A 24112-nucleotide genomic window follows, 5' to 3' on the forward strand; every position below is an offset into this window, starting at 1 on the left:
CGTGGCCATCTGCGGGGACACCGGCACAAAGCTCGACCGGCCCGTGCCTGCAGGTTTCGAGACGGTCCCGCAAGGGATCCGGGTAAATCTCCGCGTGCGGGATGCCTCGGGCATCACCACCAAAGCTTCAAATCGGACACGCGATGTCCGCCGTGCATCCCGCACCCCTCTCATCGCTCCAGGGCGCAAGCCCGTGGAGGATTTCGTGCTGGGGGCCTTTCCTCCCCATTTCATGGGGAGGGGGACCCGCGAAGCGGGGGAGGGGCGCCGCGCGAGCGGCGTTATGCTTGAGACAGGCTCCACCGCCTCCCGGCGCTCCGCGCCGGCCCCTTCGACCCGCGGCTAACGCCGCGGCCCACTTCCCCACGAGGTGGGGAAGAAAGAGAGCGTGCCGCTTTCCCCGCGCTTGTTCCGGAGACGGCGCGAAGCGGCGGCACGGACAAAAGCCTGCTTCCTTTCGCTCTGAGTCGCGTTAGGTCTGGTACGACCTGTTGCTGCCGGAGATTGCCGACGCATGAGCTATGACCAGATCTTCCTGTTTGTCCTGCTGGGCATTGTCTTCGCGATGTTGGTCTGGGGGCGGGTGCGCTATGATCTTGTCGCTTTTGCGGGGCTGGTCATTGCGGTGATCGGCGGCGTGGTGCCCGTCGAGGATGCCTTTGCCGGCTTCGGACACGAGGCGGTGATCATCATCGCTCTGGTGTTGATCGTATCGCGGGCGATGACTAATGCGGGCGCTGTCGAGCTTGTCGCGCGCTTCGTGCTGTCCTCGACCCGCTCCCTGCCATCCCATGTCGGCCTGATCTCGGTCGTTGGCGCGGCGCTGTCGGCCATCATCAACAATGTCGCCGCGCTGGTCATGCTGATGTCGCTCGACATGGAGGCCGCGCGCAAGGCCAAGCGCTCGGTCGCCCAGAGCCTGATGCCGCTCTCCTTCGCGACCATTCTGGGCGGTATGATCACCCTGATCGGTACGCCGCCGAACATCGTCGTGGCACAATTCCGCGACCGGGCGCTGGGCGAGCCCTTCTCGATGTTCGATTTTTCGCCCGTCGGCCTGATCTGTGCCGTGGTCGGCATCGGCTTCGTCACCCTGGTTGGCTGGCGCCTGATTCCCAAGGGCGAAGCGCGCACCATGGCCGGGGAGGGTGCGGGCAGTGTCTTTGTTGCCGAGGCCGGGGTGAAGGCAGACTCGAAATCCATCGGCCAGACGCCGGCCGATCTCTATCCGCTCGCCGACAGTCATGATGTCACAATTCTCGGCCTGGTGCGGCGCGGCAAGCGTCTTGGCGGGTTCGCCGCCGGCGAGGAAATCCGCAAGAGCGATCATCTGGTTCTGGAAGGTGATCCGGCCTCGATCGAGGCCTTCATCGGGGCGGCCGAACTCAATCCGCCGGGCGCGGATGCGCATGAGGGGCTGACCGGCAAGTCGCTGGCGCTGATCGAGGCTATCGTGCCCCATGATGCCCGGGCGGTCGGACGGACCGCGACAGACCTGCGGCTGCTCTACCGCCGCGGCGTGACCTTGCTCGGGATTTCCCGCCAGGGCCGCCGTTTCCGACAGCGGGTCCGCAAACTGCCGATTCGGGCCGGCGATCTCGTCCTGCTACTCGGGCCGGAAAGCCGGGTGAACGATGCGGCCGAATGGCTGGGCGTGCTGCCGCTGGCGGAGCGCCGGCACAGCGTCGTCCAGCGCTCCAAGGCGCTGATGACGATCGGCATTTTCGTCGCGGCCGTCGCGGCTGCGGTGATGGGGCTCGTGCCGCTGGTCGTCGCGCTTGCGGCTGTGGTGATCCTCTACGCCCTGCTGAATATCGTCGGGCCCAGCGAAGTCTATGAATCGGTGGAATGGCCGGTCCTGGTGCTGCTGGGTTCGCTGATCCCGCTGGGTCTTGCCCTGGAAGAGACAGGCGGCACCCAGCTCATTGCGCAGGGCATTCTCTCGCTGACAGGCACGCTGCCGGTCTGGGCGATCCTGGCGCTCCTCATGATGGTGACGATGACGCTGTCCGACTTCCTCAACAATGTTGCCACCGCCCTGATCGCCGCGCCGGTCGGGCTGAACATTGCGCGGTCGCTGGAGGTCAATCCGGACGCCTTCCTGATGGGGGTTGCCGTGGCGGCCTCCTGTGCCTTCCTGACGCCCATCGGACACAAGAACAACACGATCATCATGGGGCCGGGCGGCTACCGGTTCGGCGATTACTGGCGCATGGGCCTGCCGCTGGAAATCCTGATCATTGCCGTGGGCGTGCCCGCCGTTCTGACCTTCTGGCCGCTCTGAAGGATCTTCGCGAAACGCTTGTCTTGCAAAACGATCCGGTCAAAATCGCGCGATGGAACTGATCGAAACCGTCCAGCGGCTCGCCGCCGCTCTTGCCATCGGCATTCTCGTCGGTGTCGTGCGCGGCTGGCAGGAGCGCAAACATCGCGATGACGGGATACGCCGCGCCGGTGTGCGCACATTCGGCCTGGCCGGCCTGCTTGGCGGGCTGGCGGGGCATCTGTTCGCACTGACCGGTCCGGTGCTGCCTGCAGTGCTGCTGGCCCTGTTCGGCGGGGCGGTGATTGTCGTGCGGTTGCGCGAGGTCGAGATTGTCGAGGATTTCAGTCTGGCCGGGGTGACGGCGGCGCTGGCGGTCTTCGTGCTCGGAGCCATCGCCGTGTCCGGCGATATGGAGATCGCCGGGGCAGGGGCCGTGGCCGTGGCGAGCGTGCTGGCAGCTCGGCGCAGCGCTCATGCCTTCCTTGAAAAGCTCACCTGGCTGGAATTGCGGGCAGCCCTGGTGTTGCTGGCGATGACGTTGATCGCCCTTCCTTTGCTGCCCAATCGTACCATCGATCCCTGGGATGCGCTGAACCCGTTCGAGCTCTGGCTCCTGACCGTGATGATCGCGCTGATTTCCTGCACCGGCTATGCCGCGATCCGCATAGCGGGCCCCTCGCGGGGTATCGTGTTCGCCGGTGCAGCAGGCGGCCTGGCATCGTCGACCGCGACCACGCTCTCCTTCGCCCGTTTCGCGGCCAAGGCGCCGGACAATGCCAGCCGTCTGGCGGCCGGCGCGATCATTGCCGGTGCGCTCTCGGCCGGCCGTGTGGCCATTATTGGCGGCGCGCTGGCACCGCAGCTGATCCGGCCGCTCGGTCTCGCCATGGCGCCTGTCGTGGTGATTTTCCTGGCGGCGGCCTGGCTGTTGATCCGGCGCAGCCAGGCAAATGGTCAGGCGCCGGGGCTGACCCTGGACAATCCGCTCGATCTGGCGGGGGTGCTCCGGTTCGGCGCCTTGCTGGGCGTCGTGACCCTGACATCCCGCCTGCTGCTGGACTGGCTGGGAGCCGGAACGCTTTATCTCGTCGCGGCGGTCTCGGGAGTGGTGGATGTCGACGCCATAACCCTGTCGACGGCCCGGCTGGCCGGTGGCGAGGTGACTGCGGGCACCGCCGCGGCCGCCATTCTGCTCGCCGTGGCGGTCAATATGATCGTCAAGGCGGTGCTCGCGCTGGTGGCCGGCGGCCGCGGATACGGCATGCCACTCGCGGTTGTCACCGGCCTCGGCGTGCTGGGCGGGGCGGCCGGGCTGGCCCTGCAGCACTTGCTTCCCGTTGGCTGACGGACGCCGCCGATTTGCCGATTGCATCCGCCGCGGGGCGGGCGCATGATGAACCGCCGCCTTTGTTTTCAAGGACGTGCACATGAGTTCCGGAAAATCCCAGCAATACCCCGCCAAGGCCTACAAGGACGAAGATTTCATCAATGCGCCCGAAGGGCGCCCGGTGCGGATCCTGGCCGAATATCTTGAGCCGAAGGCCCGTTTTGCCGAATACAATGTGCAGGACACGATCCTGTTCTTCGGCTCGGCCCGGATCCACTCACGCGAGGAGGCCGAGGCCGAACTCGACGCCCTGCGCAAGGCGGGAGACGACGAGACGCCGGCGCTGAACAAGCTCAAACTGTCAGAATACTATGAATCCACCCGCGAGCTCGCAGCACGCCTGACGCAATGGTCGAAGAGCCTGCGCGACAAGTCGGGACGGCGTTTCGTGATCTGCACGGGCGGCGGGCCGGGCATCATGGAGGCCGCCAATCGCGGGGCATCCGAAGCGCATGGCGACAATATCGGCCTGGGCATCTCGCTGCCCTTCGAACAGGGCAATAATCCCTGGGTGACGCATGCGCTCAGCTTCGAGTTCCACTACTTCTTCACGCGCAAATTCTGGTTTCTCTATCTCGCCAAGGCGCTGGTGCTGATGCCCGGCGGTTTCGGCACGATGGACGAGTTGTTCGAGACGCTGACCCTCCTACAGACCGGCAAGATCAAGAAGCGGGTGCCGGTGGTGCTGTTCGGCACGGAATACTGGGACAAGGTGATGAACCTGGAAACCATGGTCGAATTCGGCACGATCGACGCGAAGGATCTGGACCTGATCTACCGCACCGACTCCGTCGACGATGCCTTCGCCTACATCACCCGGGAGCTGGCCGAACACGCCCTGCCGCATCCGGGCGGGCGGTTGTAGGCCGGGGTAGCCGGGCGCGGGCAGGCGGCATCACAATTTTTGTTTCCCCCTTGCCAAGTGCGGCGATTTGAATCACGTTGGTCATGTGAACAATGTTCACTAAAGATAATGATTGGTCGCACCTGGGGAGGTAACGCGCCATGGGAACGCTCCGCGAGCTGTATCCGATGCCGGAAATCGACAAGCACTGGTCGGTTCCGCAGCAATTCGACGCCACGTTCGACTTCGAATACGACGAAGGCCGCACGACGCTCATGCACCTGTACCAGAAGGGCAAGGACATGCAGTGGGATGCGGTCAACCGCATCGACTGGACGCAGGAACTCGACTTCGAAAATCCGATGCAGCTGCCCGATGAAGGCGTCGCGCTGCACGGCTCCCCGATGTGGGAGAAGATGACGAAGAAGGAGAAGATCGAGTTCCGCCGTCATGCCCAGGCCTGGAACATCTCCCAGTTCATGCAGGGCGAGCAGGCGGCCTTGATCTGCGCGGCGAAGATCGTCGAGTCGGTGCCGGATCTGGACGCGAAATTCTACGCCGCGACCCAGGTGATGGACGAGGCGCGCCATGTCGAGGCCTACAAGAAGCTGATGCAGAAATTCGGCGTCGCCTATCCGATGACCGAACCGCTGCGCCAGCTCGTCGACGAAGCGCTGCGCGACAGCCGCTGGGACTTCACCTATCTGGCCATGCAGGTCGTGATCGAGGGGCTGGCACTCGCCGCCTTCGGCACGATCCGCGATCTCGCCCAGAACCCGCTGGCACGCATGGTCAACGCCTATGTGATGGAAGACGAGGCCCGTCACGTCGCCTTCGGCCGTCTCTCCCTGCGCGACTATTATCCGCAGCTCACCCAGGCCGAGCGCGACGAGCGCGAGGAATTCCTGGTCGAGGCCTGCTATCACATGCGCGACCGGTTCGAGGCGCGTGAAGTCTACGAGACGCTCGGCCTGCCGGTCGAGGAGTGCGTCGCCTGGGCGGCCCAGTCGGAAATCCAGAAACTGTTCAAGACGATGCTGTTCCAGCGCATCGTCCCGGTGGTGAAGGATATCGGCCTGTGGGGCCCGAAGATCCGCAAGGCCTACGAGGATATGGGCGTGCTGCACTATGCCGACCAGGATCTCGACACGCTGGCCAAGCAGGACGAAGCCATCGCCAAGGATCTCGACACCCGTCACCAGGACGTGCGCACGGCCTATGTGAAGGCGGTTGCCGGCGCTGCCGAATAAAGCCTGACGCCATATTGCCGGAGGCACTCGCCTGCTTCCGGCGCGGCGCGCCTGAAGGGACCCCGTCGCGGGTCCCTTTTTCGTGAGCGCTCTGGTGTGGCCTGAACCGCTGTCCTACATGCGCAGCGAGGAGGAGCCGCTATGTCTTTAAAACTTCGTCCGGCGACGCCGGAAGACATCCCTGTCCTGCAGCATTGGGACAGCCAGCCGCACGTCATTGCAGCGACCGGGAGCGATGCCCCGCCGGACTGGGCCGAAGATATCGGCCTTTCGGGCCCGGCCTTCCGGACGCTGATCGGCGAGCACGGCGGCCGGCCGGTCGGTGTCGTGCAGATTATCGATCCGGCCGAGGAACCGACCCACTACTGGGGCGATTGCGAGCCCGATCAGCGGGCGATCGATATCTGGATCGGCGAGCCTGACTGCCTGGGGCAGGGGCTGGGCACGCAGATGATGACGCTGGCGATCGAACGCTGTTTTGCCGCGCCCGAGGTTACCGCGATCCTGATCGATCCGCTCGCGACGAATACCGACGCCCAGCGTTTCTACCGGCGACTGGGGTTCGAGGTGGTCGGACCGCGCCGTTTCGGCGATGACAACTGCACGGTGATGCGCTTGACGCGCGCTGGTTGGGTGGGGCGGGCGTTGTCGGGTCAGTGACCCGGATCCGTCGCCAACGGTAGTGCCGACAGATCGATATCGAAACGGGCCGTACTGCCGGTTGGGTTCCGGTCGAACGCGAAGTGACCGTTCAGTGAGCGGGCGCGCAGGCGGCAATTGTCCAGACCGTGTCCGCCATCGCTCCGCGGCAGGGCGTCTTGCGGCTTGGCGGTGCCGTTGTCGGCGATGAGGGCCGACAGTCGTCCGTCGCCGAGTGTCGTCCGGATCGTCACCGCGCTCCCGCCGGAATGCCTGAGGGCATTGCTGACACTTTCACGGAACAATGCAAGCAGGTGCCGGTAGACCGCGTAGTCGAGCGGATGCCCGGCCTCGGCAATATCGTCCGGAGGCCAGTCCAGTTTGAAACCGGCAGCCTCGCAGCGGGAGCGGGACTCTTCCCGCAGATCGGCCATCAGGTCAGCCAGCTCCCGCGGCTTCCCGGCGAGGCCCGTGACGATGGTGCGGATATCGGCCATGGCTTCACGAACGTCCTGGCGCATGCCGTCGGTGTCGGAACGGTGCAGGCTGATCATCAGCCGACCGCTGACATCGTCGTGCAGGTCGCGGGCGATGCGATGCCGCTCCTCGGTCACGCCGGCCAGGTAGGCATCACGCGTTGCGATGAGGCGCTCAGTCATGCGTATGAGCGCAGCTGCCGTGTCGAGGTCGCCCGTCACAAACGGGCGGCGCCCGCCATCGGCGTGGCGGCACAGGAGCGCCGGGGCGCCACCCAGCGAGGGCAGGCGAAGGATTGTCCCGTTCTGTCCGATCGCCGGGACCGGAACGGCAGCCGGGTCAGTCTCGATCTCCAGCGGCTGGAAACTCGCTTCGACGGCAGCGCGCCAGCTTTCCGATCTCTGTTGATCATTGGCGGCGAAGACAAGATCGGCGGCCCGCGACAGGGCATGCTGAACCACGGCGAGCCGCCGGCGCTCCTGACGCCGCGCCAGCCATTCCCGCAGCGGAAAATAGACCAGGGCAGCCCCGGCGAAGGCAAGACCGAGCGCGACTTCCTGCTGCCGCGTCACGAAGGTAAGCAAGGCGATGTCGACCAGCAGGATCGCTGCAAGGAAGGCAACCGACAGCACGATATTTCTCACCCAGCCGTCAAGCGACAGAAGGCTGGTCCGCACGATCGCTGTGCCGATCCCGCAATAGATCAATACGAAGAGGGGGAAGGCGGCGTCTTCGTCGAGGCTGGCCTTCACAAGGCCCAAGACGGGCAGCAGAACCATGAGGGCGTACAGAGCAATGCCCAGAAGAATGCTGGCCAGAAGCATGATCAGGGACGGCCGGATGACGGGATCCCTGCGGCCGAGCCAGAACTGGATGCCGACAAGAGCCAGCAGCACCAGATACTCCACCATCTGGACAGAGTACGAGATGCGGGCATCGATGAAATGTCCGAGCAGAACGCAGGCCAGCGCAGCGATACCGCTTGCTGCCGCCGCCGCGACAGCCGTGCGCGGGGTGAGCAGGGGTTTCGGGAAAAGCAGGAAGACAAAGACGAATGCGAGCCCGAAGCCGTGCAGCACGATACCGTTGAGCAGGCTCGTGGCGACGGAAAGCTCGGGCCATGTCATTATGCCGAACTTCAGGGACAGGCGGTATGTCAGCTCCGACGCAAGCAGCAAGCACCCCACAACGGCATAGCTGAGGGCGGCCGGGAGCTGCGGCCGGGAGGCCCAGACGGCAAGCCCGAACAGACCGCCAAGGAGGGCGCTGGCGAGACCCATCCAGTCACTGGCATCGAGCTCGTCCAGCCGGATGGAGCGAGGGCGGACTTCACGATCATGCGGCGTGCCGGACAGGTCGGAGAAGCTTGCCGACGTGGTCAGGCCGGCGCGCAGATGCGCCGCCAGCTGCTGACGCTGCAGGGACGCGAGCGCAGGGTCCGATGCCAGTTGTCCGGCAGGGATCACCAGTCGCTCACCGGAAATCCCGCTGAACAACACGGGTGCATCGATGGCCAGATCGTAAGGTTCGCCGTCAATGGTGAGCACGATGCCGTCATGGTTGCCGGCGGGCTCGGCTGTGAGATTTGCGCTGCCAAGCGACAGCATGAACCAGACGAAGCCCAGCACGCCGAGCACCATCGCGGCGGCGGCAAGCCGTGCGATGGTGTGGGGAGCATGATAGGGCCGTCGGGCTGCGCCGGTTGGCGTTGAAGTCTCTATGGTCTTGCCGGCTTCATTGCCGCCCCCGATTCCCCGTCGATGTGGAGATTACTCCACCCGGCAGGATTACGCAGCGCAAAACCGGCTCAGTCCTCGTTGAAACTGTAGGGCGAGGCGCGCAGCATGTGGCTGTCGAGGACGAGTTTGCGGTTCAGCGGCGGGAAGGCGCGCTGGGCGCAGTCTTCCCGGTCGCACAGGCGGCAGGTGATGCCGACGGCCGCCGGTGTGACGCTTGCAACGGCGTCCGCATGGACGATCTTCGGCGCGTGTTCGAGCGCGCATCCCAGAGCGATGGCATGGACGACCGGCGGGTGCCCGGCCGGGGCGGGCGATAGCTGACCGCGTGCGAGGGAGAGCATCGCCGTGCCGTCGGGCAGTTCGAATGTCTGGGCGATCAGGCGCTCGGGCGTGTGCAGGGCGTCGTAGAGATTCCATTTCGGGCACCCCCCGCCCGATCGCGCAAAGGGCATGATGCCGCCGCCGAAGCGTTTGGACACATTCCCCGCGCTGTCGACGCGGATCATGAAGAAGGGCAGGCCGCGGGCGCCGGGCCGCTGCAGCGTCGTCAGGCGGTGGCAGATCTGTTCGAAGCTGACTTCGAAGCGCCGCTGCAGCCGGTCGATATCGTAACGCGTATCCTCGGCGGTCTTCAGGAAGGGCGCATAGGGCATGTGAACCGCGCCGGCGAAATAATTCGCCAGGCCGACCCGGTACAGCTTGCGGCCTTCCTCGGCCGGCAGAAGCGGTTCGCCGGCCAGTTTATCCAGCGTGTCGCCGAGTTCCAGATTGGCCAGCACGACTGCCATGTGAAAGGCGCGCGAGCCCGCAGAGAGCGCTTCGGAGAGCAGCAGGCGGCGACCGTGAAAGTCGAGACGGCGGCGCGCGCCGGCCATGATATCCTCGTCCAGCACGCGCATGGTAAAACCATGGGTATGTTGCAGGTAGTCGGCCAGTTGCTGTTCGCGCCGGTGAGTGCGCAAACCGATCCGCTCGACGAGCGCTTCGGCCGCTTCCTCCAGTTCGGGGAAATGGTTCTGGCGCGCATCCAGCGCATCGCGCACGCTTTCCAGTACGGCGCCGGGCCCGCCAGTGGCCGCGCCCGGTCCGGACATGCGCGTGGCGAGGTCGGCCGTCGCGGCCGTTGTTTCACGATAGGCCTGGAAGAGGCGGGCAAAGGCTTCCGCGGCGCGCGGTTGGCTGTCGGCAAACTCGGACAATTCCATCCGGTCGAGACCCAGGCCGGAGAGGACGGGATCGGCCGCCGCTTCCTGCAGGTCCGCCACAAGCTGGCGGTCGCTCTCATTGGCAAAGGCACGCACATCGACGTCGAAAGCGTCGGCGAGGGCCAGCAGGACCCGCGCCGTCACCGGCCGCTGATTGCGTTCCAGCAGGTTGAGATAGCTGGCCGACAGTCCCAGCGCTTCGGCAGCCTCGGCCTGGGTCAGTCCGCGTTCACGGCGCAGGCGGCGCAGGCGCGCGCCGGCAAAGATCTTCTCGAGGCCCTGTCCATCATTCATTTTTGTGTCCGGATTTACAAAGTGACATCATGACAATGTAATTATCATACACGGCATCCTCTTTATAGGAAAAGCCATATCGACACCATCCCTGCCGTTTGACAGCTTCGTTGCAACGCAACAGGCATTTGCCCTAACCCGTCAGGGAGACAAGAATGACGACTTTCAAGGATCTGGTTCCGAGTGCTCCGGAAGGCCGTTTTGACGGTATCGAGCGTCCCTACACGCCCGAAGACGTCGCCAAGCTGCGCGGCTCCGTGCAGATCCAGCACACGCTGGCCGAACGCGGTGCGGTGAAGCTGTGGGAACTCCTCAAGACCGAGCCCTATATCAATGCGCTGGGTGCCTTGTCGGGCAATCAGGCCATGCAGATGGTCCGGGCCGGCCTGAAGGCGATCTACCTGTCGGGCTGGCAGGTTGCTGCCGATGCCAACACGGCTGGCGCGATGTATCCCGACCAGTCGCTCTATCCGGCCAATTCCGCGCCGGAACTGGCCAAGAAGATCAACCGCACCCTGCAGCGCGCCGACCAGATCGAAGTGTCGGAAAACGGCAAGCCGAGCCGCGACTGGTTCGCGCCGATCGTTGCTGACGCGGAAGCCGGCTTCGGCGGCACGCTGAACTGCTTCGAGATCATGAAGGCCTTCATCGAGGCGGGCGCGTCCGGCGTTCACTTCGAAGACCAGGTTGCAGCCGAAAAGAAGTGCGGTCACCTGGGCGGCAAGGTCCTGATCCCGACCAGCCAGCACGAGCGCAATCTTGCTGCAGCGCGTCTCGCTGCTGACGTGATGGGCGTGTCGACGATCACGGTTGCCCGCACCGATGCGGAATCGGCCACGCTGATCAATTCCGACATCGACGAGCGCGATCATGAATTCATCGATTTCGATGCCGGCCGCACGCCGGAAGGCTTCTTCCGCCTGAAGGAAGGCATGGGTGTCGATCACTGCATCAAGCGCGGTCTGGCCTATGCGAAGGTGGCCGACCTCCTGTGGTGGGAAACCTCCAAGCCGAACCTGGACGAGGCCAAGCGTTTCGCCGAGGCAGTCCAGAAAGCCTATCCGGGCAAGATGATGGCCTACAACTGCTCGCCGTCCTTCAACTGGGAAGCCAATCTCGACAAGGCCACGATCGAGACCTACCAGCGCGAGCTGGGCGCGATGGGCTACAAGTTCCAGTTCGTGACGCTGGCCGGTTTCCACCAGCTCAACCACGGCATGTTCCAGCTGGCCTCCGGCTATCGCGATCGCGGTATGGGCGCCTATTCCGAGCTGCAGCAGGCCGAGTTTGCCTCGGAAGCCGATGGCTACACCGCCACGCGCCACCAGCGCGAAGTGGGCACCGGCTATTTCGACAAGGTGAACCTGGCCATCTCCGGCGGCACCTCGTCGACGACGGCGATGGGCGCTTCCACCGAGACCGCGCAGTTCCACGCTGCCGAATAGAGCGCAGGCCCTGCCCGAGCCTGTACACCGGGGTGCGCACCCCCAAGGCGCACCCCGGACCTGCCTCCAACCCCACAGGAGCAAGCCATGACACTCATTGCACCGTCCGGCGTCGAAGTTCTGGGCCATCTCGAGCCCGGCTATGGCGATATCCTCACGCACGAGGCGCTGACCTTCCTGGCCGGCCTGCACCGCCGGTTCGAGAAGCGCCGTCAGTCCCTGCTGCGCTATCGCAAGGAACGTCAGGTCGAGCTCGATCAGGGCGCGCTCTTGATGTTCCCGCACGAGACGGCCGATATCCGCGCTGGCGAGTGGACCGTGCGGCCCGCGCCTGCCGATCTGCAGGACCGCCGGGTGGAAATCACCGGACCGGTCGATCGCAAGATGGTGGTCAATGCGCTCAATTCCGGCGCCAAGTGCTTCATGGCCGATTTCGAGGATGCGACCGCGCCGCTCTGGTCCAACCTGCTGGACGGGCAGATCAATCTGCGTGACGCGATCCGCCGCGAGATCGATTTCACCGACGAGAAATCCGGCAAGCGCTATCAGGTCAATGACGACGCTGCGGTGCTGATCGTGCGTCCGCGCGGCTGGCATCTGGACGAACGTCACGTCCATATCAACGGTCACGCCCTGTCGGGCTCGCTGTTCGACTTCGGCCTCTATGTCTTCCACAATCACGCAGCACTCAAGGAGCGCGGCACCGCGCCGTACTTCTACCTGCCCAAGCTGGAAAGCCGGCTGGAAGCACGCCTGTGGAGCCTGGTCTTCCAGCATGCCGAGGACGAGCTGGGTCTGGAACGTGGCACGCTGCGCGCCACCGTGCTGATCGAGACCCTGCCGGCGGCCTTCGAGCTCGACGAGATCCTCTACGAGCTGAAGGACCATATCGTCGGTCTCAATTGCGGTCGCTGGGATTATATCTTCAGCTATATCAAGCGCCTGCGTTCACGCGCAGAGCACGTTCTGCCGGACCGTTCGGCGGTGACCATGACCGTGCCCTTCATGGCGGCCTATTCGCGCCGGGTGATCTCGGTCTGCCATCGCCGCGGGGCCCACGCCATGGGCGGCATGTCGGCCTTCATCCCGGTCAAGGGCGATGAGAAGGCCAATGCCGCGGCCACCGAACAGGTGCGCCAGGACAAGCTGCGCGAAGTGAAGAACGGCCATGACGGCACCTGGGTGGCTCACCCCGACCTCGTGCCGGTCGCGATGGAAATCTTCGACCAGCACATGAAGGGGCCGAACCAGATCGACCGTCCGGCGGATCCGCACGAGCTTCCGGTGACGACCCAGCAATTGCTGACGGCTCCCGAGGGCGACATCACGGATCATGGCGTCAGCGACAATATCGACGTCGCCATCCGCTATATCGCCGCCTGGCTGGGCGGTCGCGGGGCCGTGCCGATCCGCAATCTGATGGAGGATGCGGCGACCGCCGAGATCGCCCGCGCCCAGCTGTGGCAATGGCGCCGTTTCGACAAGTCCACCAAGGAAGGCACCGCGATCACCGCGGCCTTCCTGGAAAACAAGATCGCCGACATCTGTGCGGCCATCCAGGACGAAGTCCCCGGCCAGGACGAGCTGTGCGACCGGATCCAGACGGCGGCAGACATCCTGTCGGACCTGGTCCTGTCGGACGAGTTCACCGAATTCCTGACCCTGCCGGCCTATGACCGGATCACGGCAGAGCTCAAGGCGCCGATGCGTCTGATGGAGTTCGAGGACTGACAGAACAACAAGAGCTGATGGCGGTTGGTCGTCTCAGGCGCGGGGCCCGGTCCAGGCATCAAGCCAGGATCGGGCTTCGCCGTATCCGGAGAACACCCGGAACTGGCCGCCGACCAGGAAGCCCTTGGTCTGGAACAGCATGGCCTGGTCCTTGTGCCGCTCGGCATGGAAGATATGCGCGGCTTTCAGGCGGGCTGCCGGCATGCGGAACCAGTCATCCGTCAACGACATGAACTCGATCGTCGAAAGGGCGATCTCCGCCTCGCGCCAGTCGGCCAGCAGGGCGGAATAATCCGCGCTCTCCTCCGAGATGCGCGCCAGATCTTCGGCAACCCCGTCGGGTGCCAGTGTCCCGGAAAAACGGACAAGAAGAAGACTGGCCGGAGAACCGGTTTCCAGGATGACGGGCATGGCACTCACCAACAACGCTACACGCCGCAAGGGCGGTATCGTCGGTAACAGCGCCATACCGAGTCGGGGAAGGCCGTGGCGCAGCCCGGTGGCTACGCATCTCAGCCCGTAATTCTAGCCGGTCACCGGCGTTGCAACCGGGCGTGTATATCCGCACAGGTCCGCGAGCTTCCAGCCTTCCGCCGTCATCTCGAAACGGCAGGACAGATAGTCACGCCGGGAGACGCCATAGGGCGGCGGGGCATCGGCAAGCGGCGTCTCGGGCGGCGGTGCGACACGGCTGTAGCTGGCCTGGGGATAGACCAGGACCTGACGCACTGTCTCGCTGTCCGGGGCTGACGGATCGTCGATGATGCAGAGCGGCGGCTGGGACAGTATGCCGACCACAGTGCCCTCGGTGATGCCGTCATGGCCCCACAAGTGTCCGCGCACAGCCGGTGTTCCGCCGGTCAACGCTGTGCGCAGGGCACCCGGGGCCGTGGCTGCGGCGAGGGCGTTGGGATTGTGGCTGATCACGCCGGAAAAGGCTGCCAGTTCATAGGACTGAGGCGCCCGGCAGGCAGGGACGGTTTCCGTCGCACAGCCGGCAAGCAGCGCCGTGGCTCCGGTGGTGAGGACGGCAAGTCGAATACGCAAGGCTTGAACTCCGGTCACTGGAACGTCCCGCCTCCGCTATAGCCGGTTTCCCGGGAAACGGCGAGAGGTGAGGGGGCTAGCGGTTCTTCCGGTTCTCGATCAGGTCGTCCACCACGGACGGGTCTGCCAGGGTGGAGGTGTCGCCCAGATTGGAGAAGTCGTTCTCCGCGATCTTGCGCAGGATACGCCGCATGATCTTGCCGGAGCGCGTCTTGGGCAGGCCGGGGGCGAACTGGATCAGGTCCGGCGTCGCTACCGGACCGATCTCCTGACGCACCCAGGCCTTGATCTCGGCAATATCCTCGTCCTCGGCCTTGCGGCCGCCCATCAGGGTCACATAGCAATAAATGCCCTGGCCCTTCACATCATGGGGATAGCCGACCACGGCAGCTTCCGCGATATCGTCGTGGGATACGAGCGCGCTTTCGATCTCCGCCGTGCCCAGCCGGTGGCCGGATACGTTCAGCACGTCGTCGACCCGGCCGGTGATCCACCAGTATCCGTCGGTATCGCGCCGGGCGCCGTCGCCGGTGAAGTAATAGCCCGGGTATGCCGTGAAATAAGTATCGATGAAGCGCTGGTGATCGCCATAGACGGTCCGCATCTGGCCGGGCCAGGAGCGGGCGATCACAAGATTACCTTCGGCCGCGCCATTATCGGCCAGGCGATTGCCCTCGGCATCCATCAGGGCGGGCTCGACGCCGAAGAAGGGCCGCGTTGCGGAACCCGGCTTCATGTCGGTCACGCCGGGCAGGGGGGTGATCAGTGCGCCGCCCGTCTCGGTCTGCCACCAAGTGTCCACGATCGGGCAGCGTTCGTCGCCGACCACGCGGTAATACCAGCACCAGGCTTCTGGATTGATCGGCTCGCCCACCGTGCCCAGCAGGCGCAGCGAGGCGCGCGAATGCTTCTTCACGGGGTCGTCGCCTTCACGCATCAGCGCGCGGATGGCAGTCGGCGCGGTGTAGAAGGTGTTCACCTTGTGCTTGTCGATCACCTGCCAGAAGCGGTCCGGTCCTGGCCAGGTCGGCACACCCTCGAACATCAGTGTCGTCGCGCCGTTCGCCAGCGGGCCGTAGACGATGTAGGTGTGGCCGGTCACCCAGCCGACATCGGCCGTGCACCAGTAGATTTCGCCCGGCCGGTAGTCGAACACGTATTCATGCGTCATCGACGCCCAGACCATGTAGCCGCCGGTCGTGTGCAGCACGCCCTTGGGTTTGCCCGTCGATCCCGATGTGTAGAGGATGAAGAGCGGATCCTCGGCGCTCATCGGTTCCGGATCGCAGTCGGCATCCTGTCCGGCGACCAGCGTTGCGTAGTCCACATCGCGGGTCTCGTCCCAGGCCACGTTTGCGCCGGTGCGGCGGACGACGATCACCTGGTCGACATCGCCGGCGCTCTCAACCGCCTTGTCGACATTGGCTTTCAGCGGGATTGTCTTGCCGCCGCGCAGGCCTTCATCGGCCGTGATTACGAACCGGCTCTCGCAATCGGAAATCCGGCCTGCCAGCGCATCCGGCGAGAAACCGCCGAACACGACCGAGTGGACCGCGCCGATCCGGGCACAGGCCAGCATGGCGTAGGCAGCCTCCGGGATCATCGGCATATAGATCGTGACGCGGTCGCCCTTCTGCACACCGATGGATTTCAGCCCGTTGGCCAGGCGGCACACGGCCTCGTGCAGCTGGCGATAGGTGATCGCCTTGTCGTCAGCCGGATCGTCACCCTCCCAAAGGATTGCCGTTTCGTCGGCCCGCTCGGCGAGATGACGGTCGATACAGTTGACCGAGGCGTTCAGCTTGCCGTCGGCGAACCAGCGAATGTGCAGATCGTCCCTGTCCCAGGACACGTCCGAGATTTCCGTGAAGGGCGTCATCCAGTCGATCCGCCGCGCTTCCTCGCGCCAGAACCCGTCCGGATCCTCGAGCGAGCGGCGATACATCTGCGTATAGCGCTCCGCATTGATCAGCGCGGTTTCAGCACGGCCTTCCGGCACCGGGTAGATTTCATTGGGATCGTGGTGGGACATGAAGGAACTCCCCGGGCGTTCTGGGCAGATTGTGATTGTTGGGATGCACGATAACGCGTTGTCCGCGTCGCGCAATCACGCCTGCGAGAGCAGGCGGGAGCGGACGAGGAAACGCCGTTCGCGGCCATTGTCGAGCGAGAACATGCCACCCCGGCCCGGCACCGCGTCGAGAATGAGCTGGGTATGCTTCCACGCCTCGTACTGGCGGCCGCCGATATAGACCGGCACAGGCCCGATCCATCCCAGCAGGACGTCGCTTTCACCGATCCGGAATTCGCCGGCCGGGTAGCACATCGGTGACGACCCGTCGCAACAACCGCCGGACTGGTGGATCAGGATGTCGGGATGGTCGCGCCGGATTTCTGCAATCAGGGCGAGGGCGTCGTCCGTTGCGGCTACACGGGGTGTTTGGCGGGTTTTGTCCGTCATGCCGGTCTCCTTGCTGGCCGGACAGGGGCCGGTAGGCCGGCCCCTGTCCGGAGGTGAGGATCAGAAGAAGCCCAGCTTTTTCGCGCTGTAGCTGACCAGCATGTTCTTGGTCTGCTGATAGTGGTCCAGCATCATCTTGTGGGTCTCCCGGCCCACGCCAGATTGCTTGTAGCCGCCGAACGCCGCATGGGCCGGGTAGGCATGATAGCAATTGGTCCAGACCCGCCCGGCCTGGATGCCGCGGCCAAAGCGGTAGCAGGTATTGGCGCTGCGGCTCCACACACCGGCACCCAGGCCATAGAGCGTGTCATTGGCGATCGCCAGCGCCTCGGCTTCGTCCTTGAAGGTCGTGACGGCCACGACGGGACCGAAAATCTCCTCCTGGAAGACGCGCATCCGGTTATGTCCCTTCAGCACGGTGGGCTGGACATAATGTCCGCCGGCCAGGTCGTCACCGACCCGGCCTTCGCCACCGCCGATCAGCACTTCGGCGCCTTCCTGGCGGCCGATATCGAGATAGGCGAGGATTTTCTCCTTCTGCTCAGACGAGGCCTGGGCGCCGATCATGGTTTCCGGGTCCAGCGGATTGCCCTGCTTGATGGCGGCAACGCGCTGCAGCGCCCGCTCCATGAAGCGCTCATAAATGTCCTCGTGGATCAGCGCGCGCGACGGACAGGTGCAGACCTCGCCCTGGTTCAGGGCGAACATGGCAAAGCCCTCGATCGCCTTGTCGAAGAAATCGTCGTCGGCGTCGGCCACGTCCTTGAAGAAGATGTTGGGCGACTTGCCGCCCAGTTCGAGCGTCACCGGGATCAGGTTTTCCGAGGCGTATTGCATGATCAGACGCCCGGTCGTGGTCTCGCCCGTGAAGGCGATCTTCGCGATCCGGCTGGACGAGGCGAGCGGCTTGCCGGCTTCCAGGCCGAAACCGGAGACGATGTTCAGGACGCCCGGCGGCAGCAGGTCGCCGATCAGCTCCGCCCAGACCAGGATGCTGGCCGGCGTCTGCTCGGCCGGTTTCAGCACCACGCAATTGCCGGCTGCCAGGGCCGGCGCCAGTTTCCAGGCCGCCATCAAGAGCGGGAAGTTCCAGGGAATGATCTGGCCGACCACGCCCAGCGGTTCATGGAAGTGGTAGGCCACCGTGTCGGCGTCGATCTCGGCGAGCGAGCCTTCCTGGGCGCGGATGCAACCGGCGAAATAGCGGAAATGGTCGATCGCGAGCGGAATGTCCGCTGCCATGGTCTCGCGGATCGGCTTGCCATTGTCCCAGGTTTCCGCCGTTGCCAGCGTCTCGAGATTGGCTTCCATCCGGTCGGCGATGGCATAGAGCGCGGCGGCGCGCTCGGCGACGGCTGCATGGCCCCAGGCATCCTTGGCGGCGTGGGCAGCGTCGAGTGCGGCCTCGACATCCTGCGCGTCCGATCGGGCGATCTCGCAGATCGGCCGGCCATTGATCGGCGAGGTGTTGGTGAAGTAGCGGCCGGCAGCGGGGGCGCGCCAGCTGCCGCCGATGAAATTGTCATAACGCGCCTTGAAGGGCGCACGGGTGTCGCGGTCGATCTGTGTGATGACGTTCATGTCTTCCTCCCATGGAAACGAGCCCTTTGCGGGCCTCTGGGAGAAAGTCTGCGTATCCGGGCGTGCGCCTGTCTGCCCCGTCGCGGCGAGCGGAATGCCGGACTGTCTCGCTGGTGAGACAGTCCGGCGGTGCTATTCGATACCGAGGCGCTTCATGCGGCGGTAAAGCGTGGCGCGGCCGATCCCCAATTCGCGGGCAGTCGCACTGGCATTGCCGTCATTGCGAGCCAGCGCCCGGCGAATTTCGCTGCGCTCTGCAGCGTCGAAACCGGGCGTCACCGAGCCGGCCGAGAGCAGATCCGCCGCGGGCCGCGGCGATGCCAGGCTGGCATCGTCCAGACCCAGCCCCTGCCGCGCCGCCCGCGTAGCGCCGACGACGAGATCATCGCTGTCGACAGCCAGCAGGGCCGGGCCCCGGGCGCTGTCGCCGGGGGCAACTAGGATGCGATGACCGGAAAAGGCGGCGCTGAAATGTTCCGCCTCGATCCGTCGCGCCGCTTCCGTGACGATATTCCCGATCAGACCGGCCAAGCTTTCATTCATGTCCCGCCGGCAGGACGAGACGTCCAAGGCGCCGGCCAGCCGCCCGCGCTCGTCGAAGATCGGCGCGTCCATACAGCTCATCCCGGTATTGCGGCTATGAAAGTGCTGGTCGCGATGGATGGTCACGGCGCGCTTTTCCACCAGGCAGGTACCGATCCCGTTGGTGCCTTCGCTCGCCTCGCTCCACACCGCGCCGGTCCACAGACCCCATCGGTTGAAGGCAGGGTCGTGCGATGGCGATCCCTGCCGTTCCAGCACCACGCCATCGGCGTCGGTGAGAAGAACACAGCACCCGCTGTCGCCCACCGTCTGCAGGAGCCGCGTCATCGCCGGCCGGGCGATCGACAGCAACCGGCCCGCCTGCTCGCGCGCCTGATCGAGTTCCCGGCCGGTGAGCCGTTCGGGCGCCTGCGGGGTGTCCGGGTCGAGGTGATGGTAGTTGAGAGAGCGCGACCATGACGCTGCCACGAAGGACCGCGCAACAGCGCTGTCGCTGCTGGCGGTGCTGAAGACAAGATCGGCGTGCCTGGCCTGCACGGGCGCTCCCCGGTGAATATGATCGCGGTCTTTGCGAGCCACGTTACACGAAGACTGACACGAAACCGCGCCGTGTCAAAACGGCGGAGCGTCATCGTTTATGTTCAGCCTTCGGCGCGCAGCGTGGTTGCCGGATCGAGGGTGCGCAGGGCGGCGTAGTGGGACAGGAAGACCTGGCCGGACAATTCGTCGAACAGGCCGGCCTTGATCAGCCCGTCGGCCACGGGGCCTTTCACCTCTGACAGGTGCAGGCGAATGCCCGCCTCCTGCAGCCGCGCATTGATGGCACGCAGGCTGCCGAGCGCGCTGGCATCGACAAAATTCACGGCCGGGAACATCAGGACGAGATCGGTCATCTCCGGTTCGCCGGCGGCGATCCGCGAGATCAGCTCTTCCAGGAAGCGCGCATTGGCGAAGTAGAGCGCGCTGTCGACCCGCAGCGAGACCACGTGCGGTGAGACGATCACGTCATGCCGGTCGACATTGCGGAAATGGTGCGTGCCGGGCACCTGTCCCAGCCGGGCCCAGTGCGGCCGCATCGTGCGCTGGAGCACCAGGCCGACCGAGACGGCCACGCCCAGCGTCAGGCCGAACTCGATACCCAGGAAGAGCACGCCGAACAGGGTCAGGAAGGCTGCCGCGCCGTCGGATCGGGAATAGGTCCAGGCGTGCCAGGCGCCCTTGAAGTCCGCGAGCTTCCAGATCGCCGCCAGGATGGTCGCGGCCAGCGTGGCCTTGGGCAGATGATGGAAAGCCGGGGTGAGGAAGGCCGCGACGAGCAGGATGAGAAGCGCCGTGAAAACGCCGGCATAGGGTGTGCGGGCACCGGCGGTTTCGTTGACGACCGAGCGGGCAAAGCCGCCCGTCACCGGATAGCCGCCGGTCAGCGCTGCAGCGGCATTGGCTGCGCCCAGGCCGAAAAGCTCGCGATTGGGCTGGATATGCTCGCGATGCTTGGCGGCCAGCGACTGGCCCACCGAGACGCTTTCGACGAAACCGATCAGGGAGATCAGGGCTGCGGGACCGAGCAGGGCGCGCCAGGTCTGGAGATCGACGGAAGGGAATTGCAGGGGCGGCAGGCCGGAGGGCAGGCTGCCGACAATGGCGAGACCGGTCCGTTCGTTGAGGTGCAGTGTCCATGCGGCGATTGTTGCCGCGGCAACCAAGGCAGCCGGCGCGGCGCGCACCAGGCTGTCGCTCAGGGCCTTGCCCAGGCCGATACGCTGCAGGAGAGCCGGCAGGACACCCCGCGTCATCAGCAGGAAAGCCAGGCTGGCACCGCCCACCAGCAGCGCGATCCCGTCAAAACCGCCAAGGTCCTGGACGAAGGTCATTGCCAGCTCGGGCAGGGTCGCGCCATGCATGTCGATCCCCAGCATGTGGCGCAGCTGGCTGGCGATGATCAGCACGGTCGATGCGGTGATGAAGGCATCGACCACCGGCCGGCTGAGGAAATTGGCGACACTGCCGAGGCGGAACACGCCGAACAGCAGCAGAAAGAGGCTCGACAGGAGCGCCAGCGCTCCGGCGGCCGCGATCTGGTCGGCGGGATTGTCGAGACCGAGCGAGCCGACAGCCGCTGCCGTCATCAGCGAAACCACGGCGACAGGGCCGACCGCCAGGACGCGGCTCGAACCGAACAGGGCATAGGCGATGAGAGGAGCAATAGAGGCGTAGAGGCCTGCCTGCGGCGGAAGCCCCGCCAGCAGCGCATAGGCGAGGCTCTGCGGGATCAGCAGGATGGCGGTGACCACGCTCGCCAGCGCATCCGCGCCCAGCGTCGCGCGGTCATAGGTTTTTAGCCAGCCGAGCCCCGGCAGGAAACGGGCGGCCCGATCCAGGAGCGTTTCAGACCGCATCGATCGGCAGTTTGAGATAGCGCAGGCCGTTGGCGGCCGGCTCGGGCAAATTGCCGGCGCGCATATTGATCTGCACCGAGGGCAGGATCAGGCGGGGCATGTCCAGCGTGGCATCGCGCTCGGTTCGCCAGGCCACGAACTCGTCTTCGCTGGTCCGGGCATTGAGATGGATATTGCCGGCCTTTTCCTCGGCCACCGTGGTCTCCCAGGCGAAGAAATCGCGGCCCGGCGCCTTGTAGTCGTGGCACATGAAAAGACGGGTTTCGTCGGGCAGGGCGTAGATCTTCTGCACCGAATGATAGAGCTGGCGCGCATCGCCGCCCGGGAAGTCACACCGTGCGGTGCCGAAATCCGGCATGAACAGCGTGTCGCCGACAAAGGCCGCATCGCCGATATGATAGACCATGCAGGCGGGGGTGTGGCCCGGTGTGTGGATCGCCTCGGCGTCGATATTGCCGATCGAGAAGCGCTCGCCGTCCTGGAAAAGATGGCCGAACTGCGAACCGTCACGGGCAAAGTCCGGACCGGCATCGAACAGGTCGCCGAAAACTTTCTGCACGTCGGTGACATGACCCCCGATGCCGATCTTTCCACCCAGCCGGCTCTGGATATAGGGCGCCGCTGACAGGTGATCGGCGTGGACATGGGTTTCCAAGATCCAGTCGACCGTCAGGCCTGCCGACTTCACGTGCTCGATGATGGCATTGGCCGAGTGGGTCGCCGTGCGTCCGGAGGCCTGGTCGAAATCCAGCACGCTGTCGATGATCGCCGCGCGGTCCGTCTCGGGATCCGACACGACATAGGAGATCGTGAACGTATCCGGGTCGAAGAAGGATTTTACGGCAAGCTGGGGCATGATGGTGGCGGGCTCCTGGCGGATTACTCGGACTCGATATAGGTTATGTGCATATTCATGCAAATATGAAACTATGCGGCGCGCGGTCGCAGGCGGCGACTGTCTAGCCTATCCGGCGGGCCGGCAATAGGTGTCGTAGAGGGTGGATATCAGGTGTTCCAGCCGCGTGTCGGCGAGGGCGTAGTAGATGGTCTGTCCGTCGCGCCGCGTTCGCACCAGCCCCTTGTTGCGCAGGATCGCCAATTGCTGCGACATCGCCTGCGCCCGCATGTCCAGCGCTTCGGCGAGCTCGCCGACGGACCGCTCCTTTTCCACCATGGCGCACATGGCCAGAAGTCGATTGGGGTGGGCGAGGGTCTTCATGATCTCGGACACCTCCTCGGCGACCGGCCGCATGTCGTCGTATTGCATGGCTTACCTGCAGCGATTTGTAGCTACGGGTTTATGTAGATGGTTCCGGGGTGTGGGGGAAGGGTAGAGTAAACCCACCTGCAAACACCGTCATCCCCAGGCTTGTCCGGGGGACCTCAACCATCCTGCTGAACATTGGCTTCGCGACGTCATGACCGGGCTCTTCGCCAGGTTGGCGGAGGTCCCCCGGACCCCTGCTGACGCAGTGACCGTGGGATGACGAGGTATTGGCCGTATTGAAGGAGGAAAGGCGTCGAGCTGCATTCCAGCTGAAATCACCCATTGTGTTAGTGCGCTAACACGTTATATCGACCCTCAAGGAGACCGAAGCCATGGACGACCTGTCTGAAAACACGCGCGCCCCGGCGCCGGACCTGGCGCCGCTCAGCGAGGCCTTGCTCGCCCTGCGCGATGAGCGCGAGGCCGACCGGTTTTTGCGTGATCTGCTGACGCCGGGCGAGATCCGCACGCTGGTGGAGCGCTGGCGGGTGGCGCGGCTGCTGGACGAAGGCGGTCATTCCTATCGCGAGATTGCCGAGATGACCGGCGCCTCCACCACGACGGTGACCCGGGTCGCCCGTTTCCTCAGCCAGGAGCCCTGGCAGGGCTACCGCACCATTCTCGATCGCCTCAAGGAGCCGAAATCGTGACTTCCCCGCGTCTGCGTATCGCCGTTCAAAGCAAGGGCCGCCTCGCCGAGGGCGGTATGGACCTGTTGAAGCGCTGCGGCCTTCGTTTCGCCTATGGCCGGGACAAGCTGCACCAGCGCGCCGAGAACATGCCGGTCGACCTGATGCTGGTGCGTGACGACGACATCCCCAATTTCGTGGCGTCCGGGGCATGCGACTACGGCATCGTTGGCGAGAATGTGCTGCGCGAGGAACAGGCGGCTGGCGGCCGGGCCCGTGAGCTGGATGTGGCGCTGCGCCTGGGGTTCGCCGGCTGCACGCTGAAACTGGCTGCCGCCCAGGGCGGAGATATCCGCTCGTCTGCCGATCTGGCGGGCAAGGCGGTCGCGACCTCCTATCCGGCGCTCACGGCACAGTATCTGCGGGATCGGGGAATCGAGGCGGAAATCGTCGAGATGCGCGGTTCTGTGGAAGTGGCGCCCCGCCTGCGGATCGCCGATGCGATCTGCGACCTTGTCTCGTCCGGCGCGACGCTGCAGGCCAACGGGCTGTCAGCCTTCGAGACGGTGCTGGAGAGCGAGGCCGTTCTGATCCGGCGCGGCACGGGCCGGGATCCCCGGACCGATGCCGTCGCGAATGTGCTGATGCGCCGTGCCGAGGGCGTGATCGCCAGCTCGCAGACCAAATACATCATGCTCAACGCGCCCAAGGACAGGCTCGAAGCGATCCGCAACCTCCTGCCGGGCGCCGACGCGCCGACCATCGCCCAGGTCGCCGGCCGGGACGATGTCGTGGCCATGCATGCGGTGTGCCGTGAACGGGTGTTCTGGGAAACCCTGGAAGCGCTCGAAGCGGAGGGCGCGCGCGCCATCCTGGTCTTGCCCATCGAGAAAATGCTCGCCTGAGGTTCG

The 24112-nt window shown here is 65.0% G+C and carries 20 protein-coding genes; 9 read left to right on the forward strand and 11 right to left on the reverse strand.

Going from position 1 to position 24112, the window contains the following annotated elements; translation table 11 throughout:
* The first annotated feature begins 514 nt into the window (after positions 1 to 514).
* The 5 genes from JJ918_RS13440 to JJ918_RS13460 all read left to right on the forward strand — a co-directional run bounded on the left by JJ918_RS13440 (position 515) and on the right by JJ918_RS13460 (position 6407).
* On the forward strand, positions 515 to 2284 hold the full coding sequence (locus JJ918_RS13440) for an SLC13 family permease (protein ID WP_291888227.1): 1770 nt from the start codon (positions 515 to 517) through the stop codon (positions 2282 to 2284).
* Between the two features lie 52 nt (positions 2285 to 2336).
* Positions 2337 to 3611: a DUF4010 domain-containing protein gene (locus JJ918_RS13445; RefSeq protein WP_291888231.1), complete on the forward strand. Its 1275-nt coding sequence runs from the start codon at positions 2337 to 2339 to the stop codon at positions 3609 to 3611.
* Positions 3612 to 3693: 82 nt separating this feature from the next.
* Positions 3694 to 4518: an LOG family protein gene (locus JJ918_RS13450; RefSeq protein ID WP_291888234.1), complete on the forward strand. Its 825-nt coding sequence runs from the start codon at positions 3694 to 3696 to the stop codon at positions 4516 to 4518.
* Positions 4519 to 4658: 140 nt separating this feature from the next.
* On the forward strand, positions 4659 to 5747 hold the full coding sequence (locus JJ918_RS13455; protein ID WP_271185486.1) for a ferritin-like domain-containing protein: 1089 nt from the start codon (positions 4659 to 4661) through the stop codon (positions 5745 to 5747).
* Positions 5748 to 5888: 141 nt separating this feature from the next.
* A complete protein-coding gene (locus JJ918_RS13460; protein WP_291888238.1) occupies positions 5889 to 6407 on the forward strand; it encodes a GNAT family N-acetyltransferase in 519 nt (172 codons plus the stop codon).
* Here JJ918_RS13460 and JJ918_RS13465 read toward each other — a convergent pair.
* Together JJ918_RS13465 and JJ918_RS13470 are read right to left on the reverse strand one after the other, a co-directional pair.
* Complete coding sequence (locus JJ918_RS13465) at positions 6401 to 8491, reverse strand: ATP-binding protein (RefSeq protein ID WP_291888241.1); 2091 nt, start codon at positions 8489 to 8491, stop codon at positions 6401 to 6403. The two genes, JJ918_RS13460 and JJ918_RS13465, sit on opposite strands and share 7 nt — an antisense overlap.
* Positions 8492 to 8670: 179 nt before the next feature.
* Complete coding sequence (locus JJ918_RS13470) at positions 8671 to 10101, reverse strand: short-chain fatty acyl-CoA regulator family protein (RefSeq protein ID WP_291888243.1); 1431 nt, start codon at positions 10099 to 10101, stop codon at positions 8671 to 8673.
* 155 nt (positions 10102 to 10256) lie between these two features.
* Between JJ918_RS13470 and aceA the strand changes: the two genes are divergently transcribed.
* Together aceA and aceB are read left to right on the forward strand one after the other, a co-directional pair.
* On the forward strand, positions 10257 to 11546 hold the full coding sequence (gene aceA, locus JJ918_RS13475) for an isocitrate lyase (protein ID WP_291888245.1): 1290 nt from the start codon (positions 10257 to 10259) through the stop codon (positions 11544 to 11546).
* A gap of 87 nt (positions 11547 to 11633) precedes the next feature.
* The gene (aceB, locus tag JJ918_RS13480; RefSeq protein ID WP_291888247.1) at positions 11634 to 13277 is read left to right on the forward strand and encodes a malate synthase A; all 1644 of its coding nucleotides are present in this window, start codon (positions 11634 to 11636) and stop codon (positions 13275 to 13277) included.
* Positions 13278 to 13310: 33 nt separating this feature from the next.
* Here aceB and JJ918_RS13485 read toward each other — a convergent pair whose 3' ends face one another.
* The 9 genes from JJ918_RS13485 to JJ918_RS13525 all read right to left on the reverse strand — a co-directional run bounded on the left by JJ918_RS13485 (position 13311) and on the right by JJ918_RS13525 (position 22572).
* Entirely contained in the window at positions 13311 to 13688 is a 378-nt protein-coding gene (locus JJ918_RS13485; RefSeq protein WP_291888250.1) for a hypothetical protein, read from the reverse strand.
* Between the two features lie 114 nt (positions 13689 to 13802).
* The gene (locus JJ918_RS13490; protein WP_291888253.1) at positions 13803 to 14324 is read right to left on the reverse strand and encodes a hypothetical protein; all 522 of its coding nucleotides are present in this window, start codon (positions 14322 to 14324) and stop codon (positions 13803 to 13805) included.
* A 76-nt stretch (positions 14325 to 14400) separates the two neighbouring features.
* Positions 14401 to 16356: an acetate--CoA ligase gene (acs, locus tag JJ918_RS13495; RefSeq protein ID WP_291888256.1), complete on the reverse strand. Its 1956-nt coding sequence runs from the start codon at positions 16354 to 16356 to the stop codon at positions 14401 to 14403.
* A gap of 75 nt (positions 16357 to 16431) precedes the next feature.
* Positions 16432 to 16785, reverse strand: a complete 354-nt coding sequence (locus tag JJ918_RS13500) for a DUF779 domain-containing protein (protein WP_291888258.1) — start codon at positions 16783 to 16785, stop codon at positions 16432 to 16434.
* Positions 16786 to 16845: 60 nt separating this feature from the next.
* Entirely contained in the window at positions 16846 to 18366 is a 1521-nt protein-coding gene (gene adh / locus JJ918_RS13505) for an aldehyde dehydrogenase (RefSeq protein WP_291888259.1), read from the reverse strand.
* Positions 18367 to 18498: 132 nt separating this feature from the next.
* Positions 18499 to 19446 carry a GAF domain-containing protein gene (locus JJ918_RS13510; RefSeq protein ID WP_291888261.1) on the reverse strand — a complete coding sequence of 316 codons (948 nt, stop codon included), beginning with the start codon at positions 19444 to 19446 and terminating at the stop codon, positions 18499 to 18501.
* 104 nt (positions 19447 to 19550) lie between these two features.
* Positions 19551 to 21305, reverse strand: coding sequence for a SulP family inorganic anion transporter (locus JJ918_RS13515; RefSeq protein WP_291888263.1), 1755 nt, complete (start codon positions 21303 to 21305; stop codon positions 19551 to 19553).
* Positions 21295 to 22161: an MBL fold metallo-hydrolase gene (locus JJ918_RS13520; RefSeq protein ID WP_291888265.1), complete on the reverse strand. Its 867-nt coding sequence runs from the start codon at positions 22159 to 22161 to the stop codon at positions 21295 to 21297. Before JJ918_RS13520 ends, JJ918_RS13515 begins: the two co-directional genes overlap by 11 nt.
* A gap of 108 nt (positions 22162 to 22269) precedes the next feature.
* On the reverse strand, positions 22270 to 22572 hold the full coding sequence (locus JJ918_RS13525) for a helix-turn-helix transcriptional regulator (RefSeq protein ID WP_271185500.1): 303 nt from the start codon (positions 22570 to 22572) through the stop codon (positions 22270 to 22272).
* A gap of 332 nt (positions 22573 to 22904) precedes the next feature.
* Here JJ918_RS13525 and JJ918_RS13530 point away from each other — a divergent pair, with 332 nt between their 5' ends.
* Both JJ918_RS13530 and hisG read left to right on the forward strand, forming a co-directional pair.
* Positions 22905 to 23222 (forward strand): YerC/YecD family TrpR-related protein, encoded by a 318-nt coding sequence (locus JJ918_RS13530; protein WP_291888269.1) that lies wholly within the window; start codon positions 22905 to 22907, stop codon positions 23220 to 23222.
* Complete coding sequence (hisG, locus tag JJ918_RS13535) at positions 23219 to 24106, forward strand: ATP phosphoribosyltransferase (RefSeq protein WP_291888272.1); 888 nt, start codon at positions 23219 to 23221, stop codon at positions 24104 to 24106. Before JJ918_RS13530 ends, hisG begins: the two co-directional genes overlap by 4 nt.
* Positions 24107 to 24112: the final 6 nt, after the last annotated feature.

It is taken from the genome of Maricaulis sp. (assembly GCF_017642925.1).
GTDB lineage: Bacteria > Pseudomonadota > Alphaproteobacteria > Caulobacterales > Maricaulaceae > Maricaulis.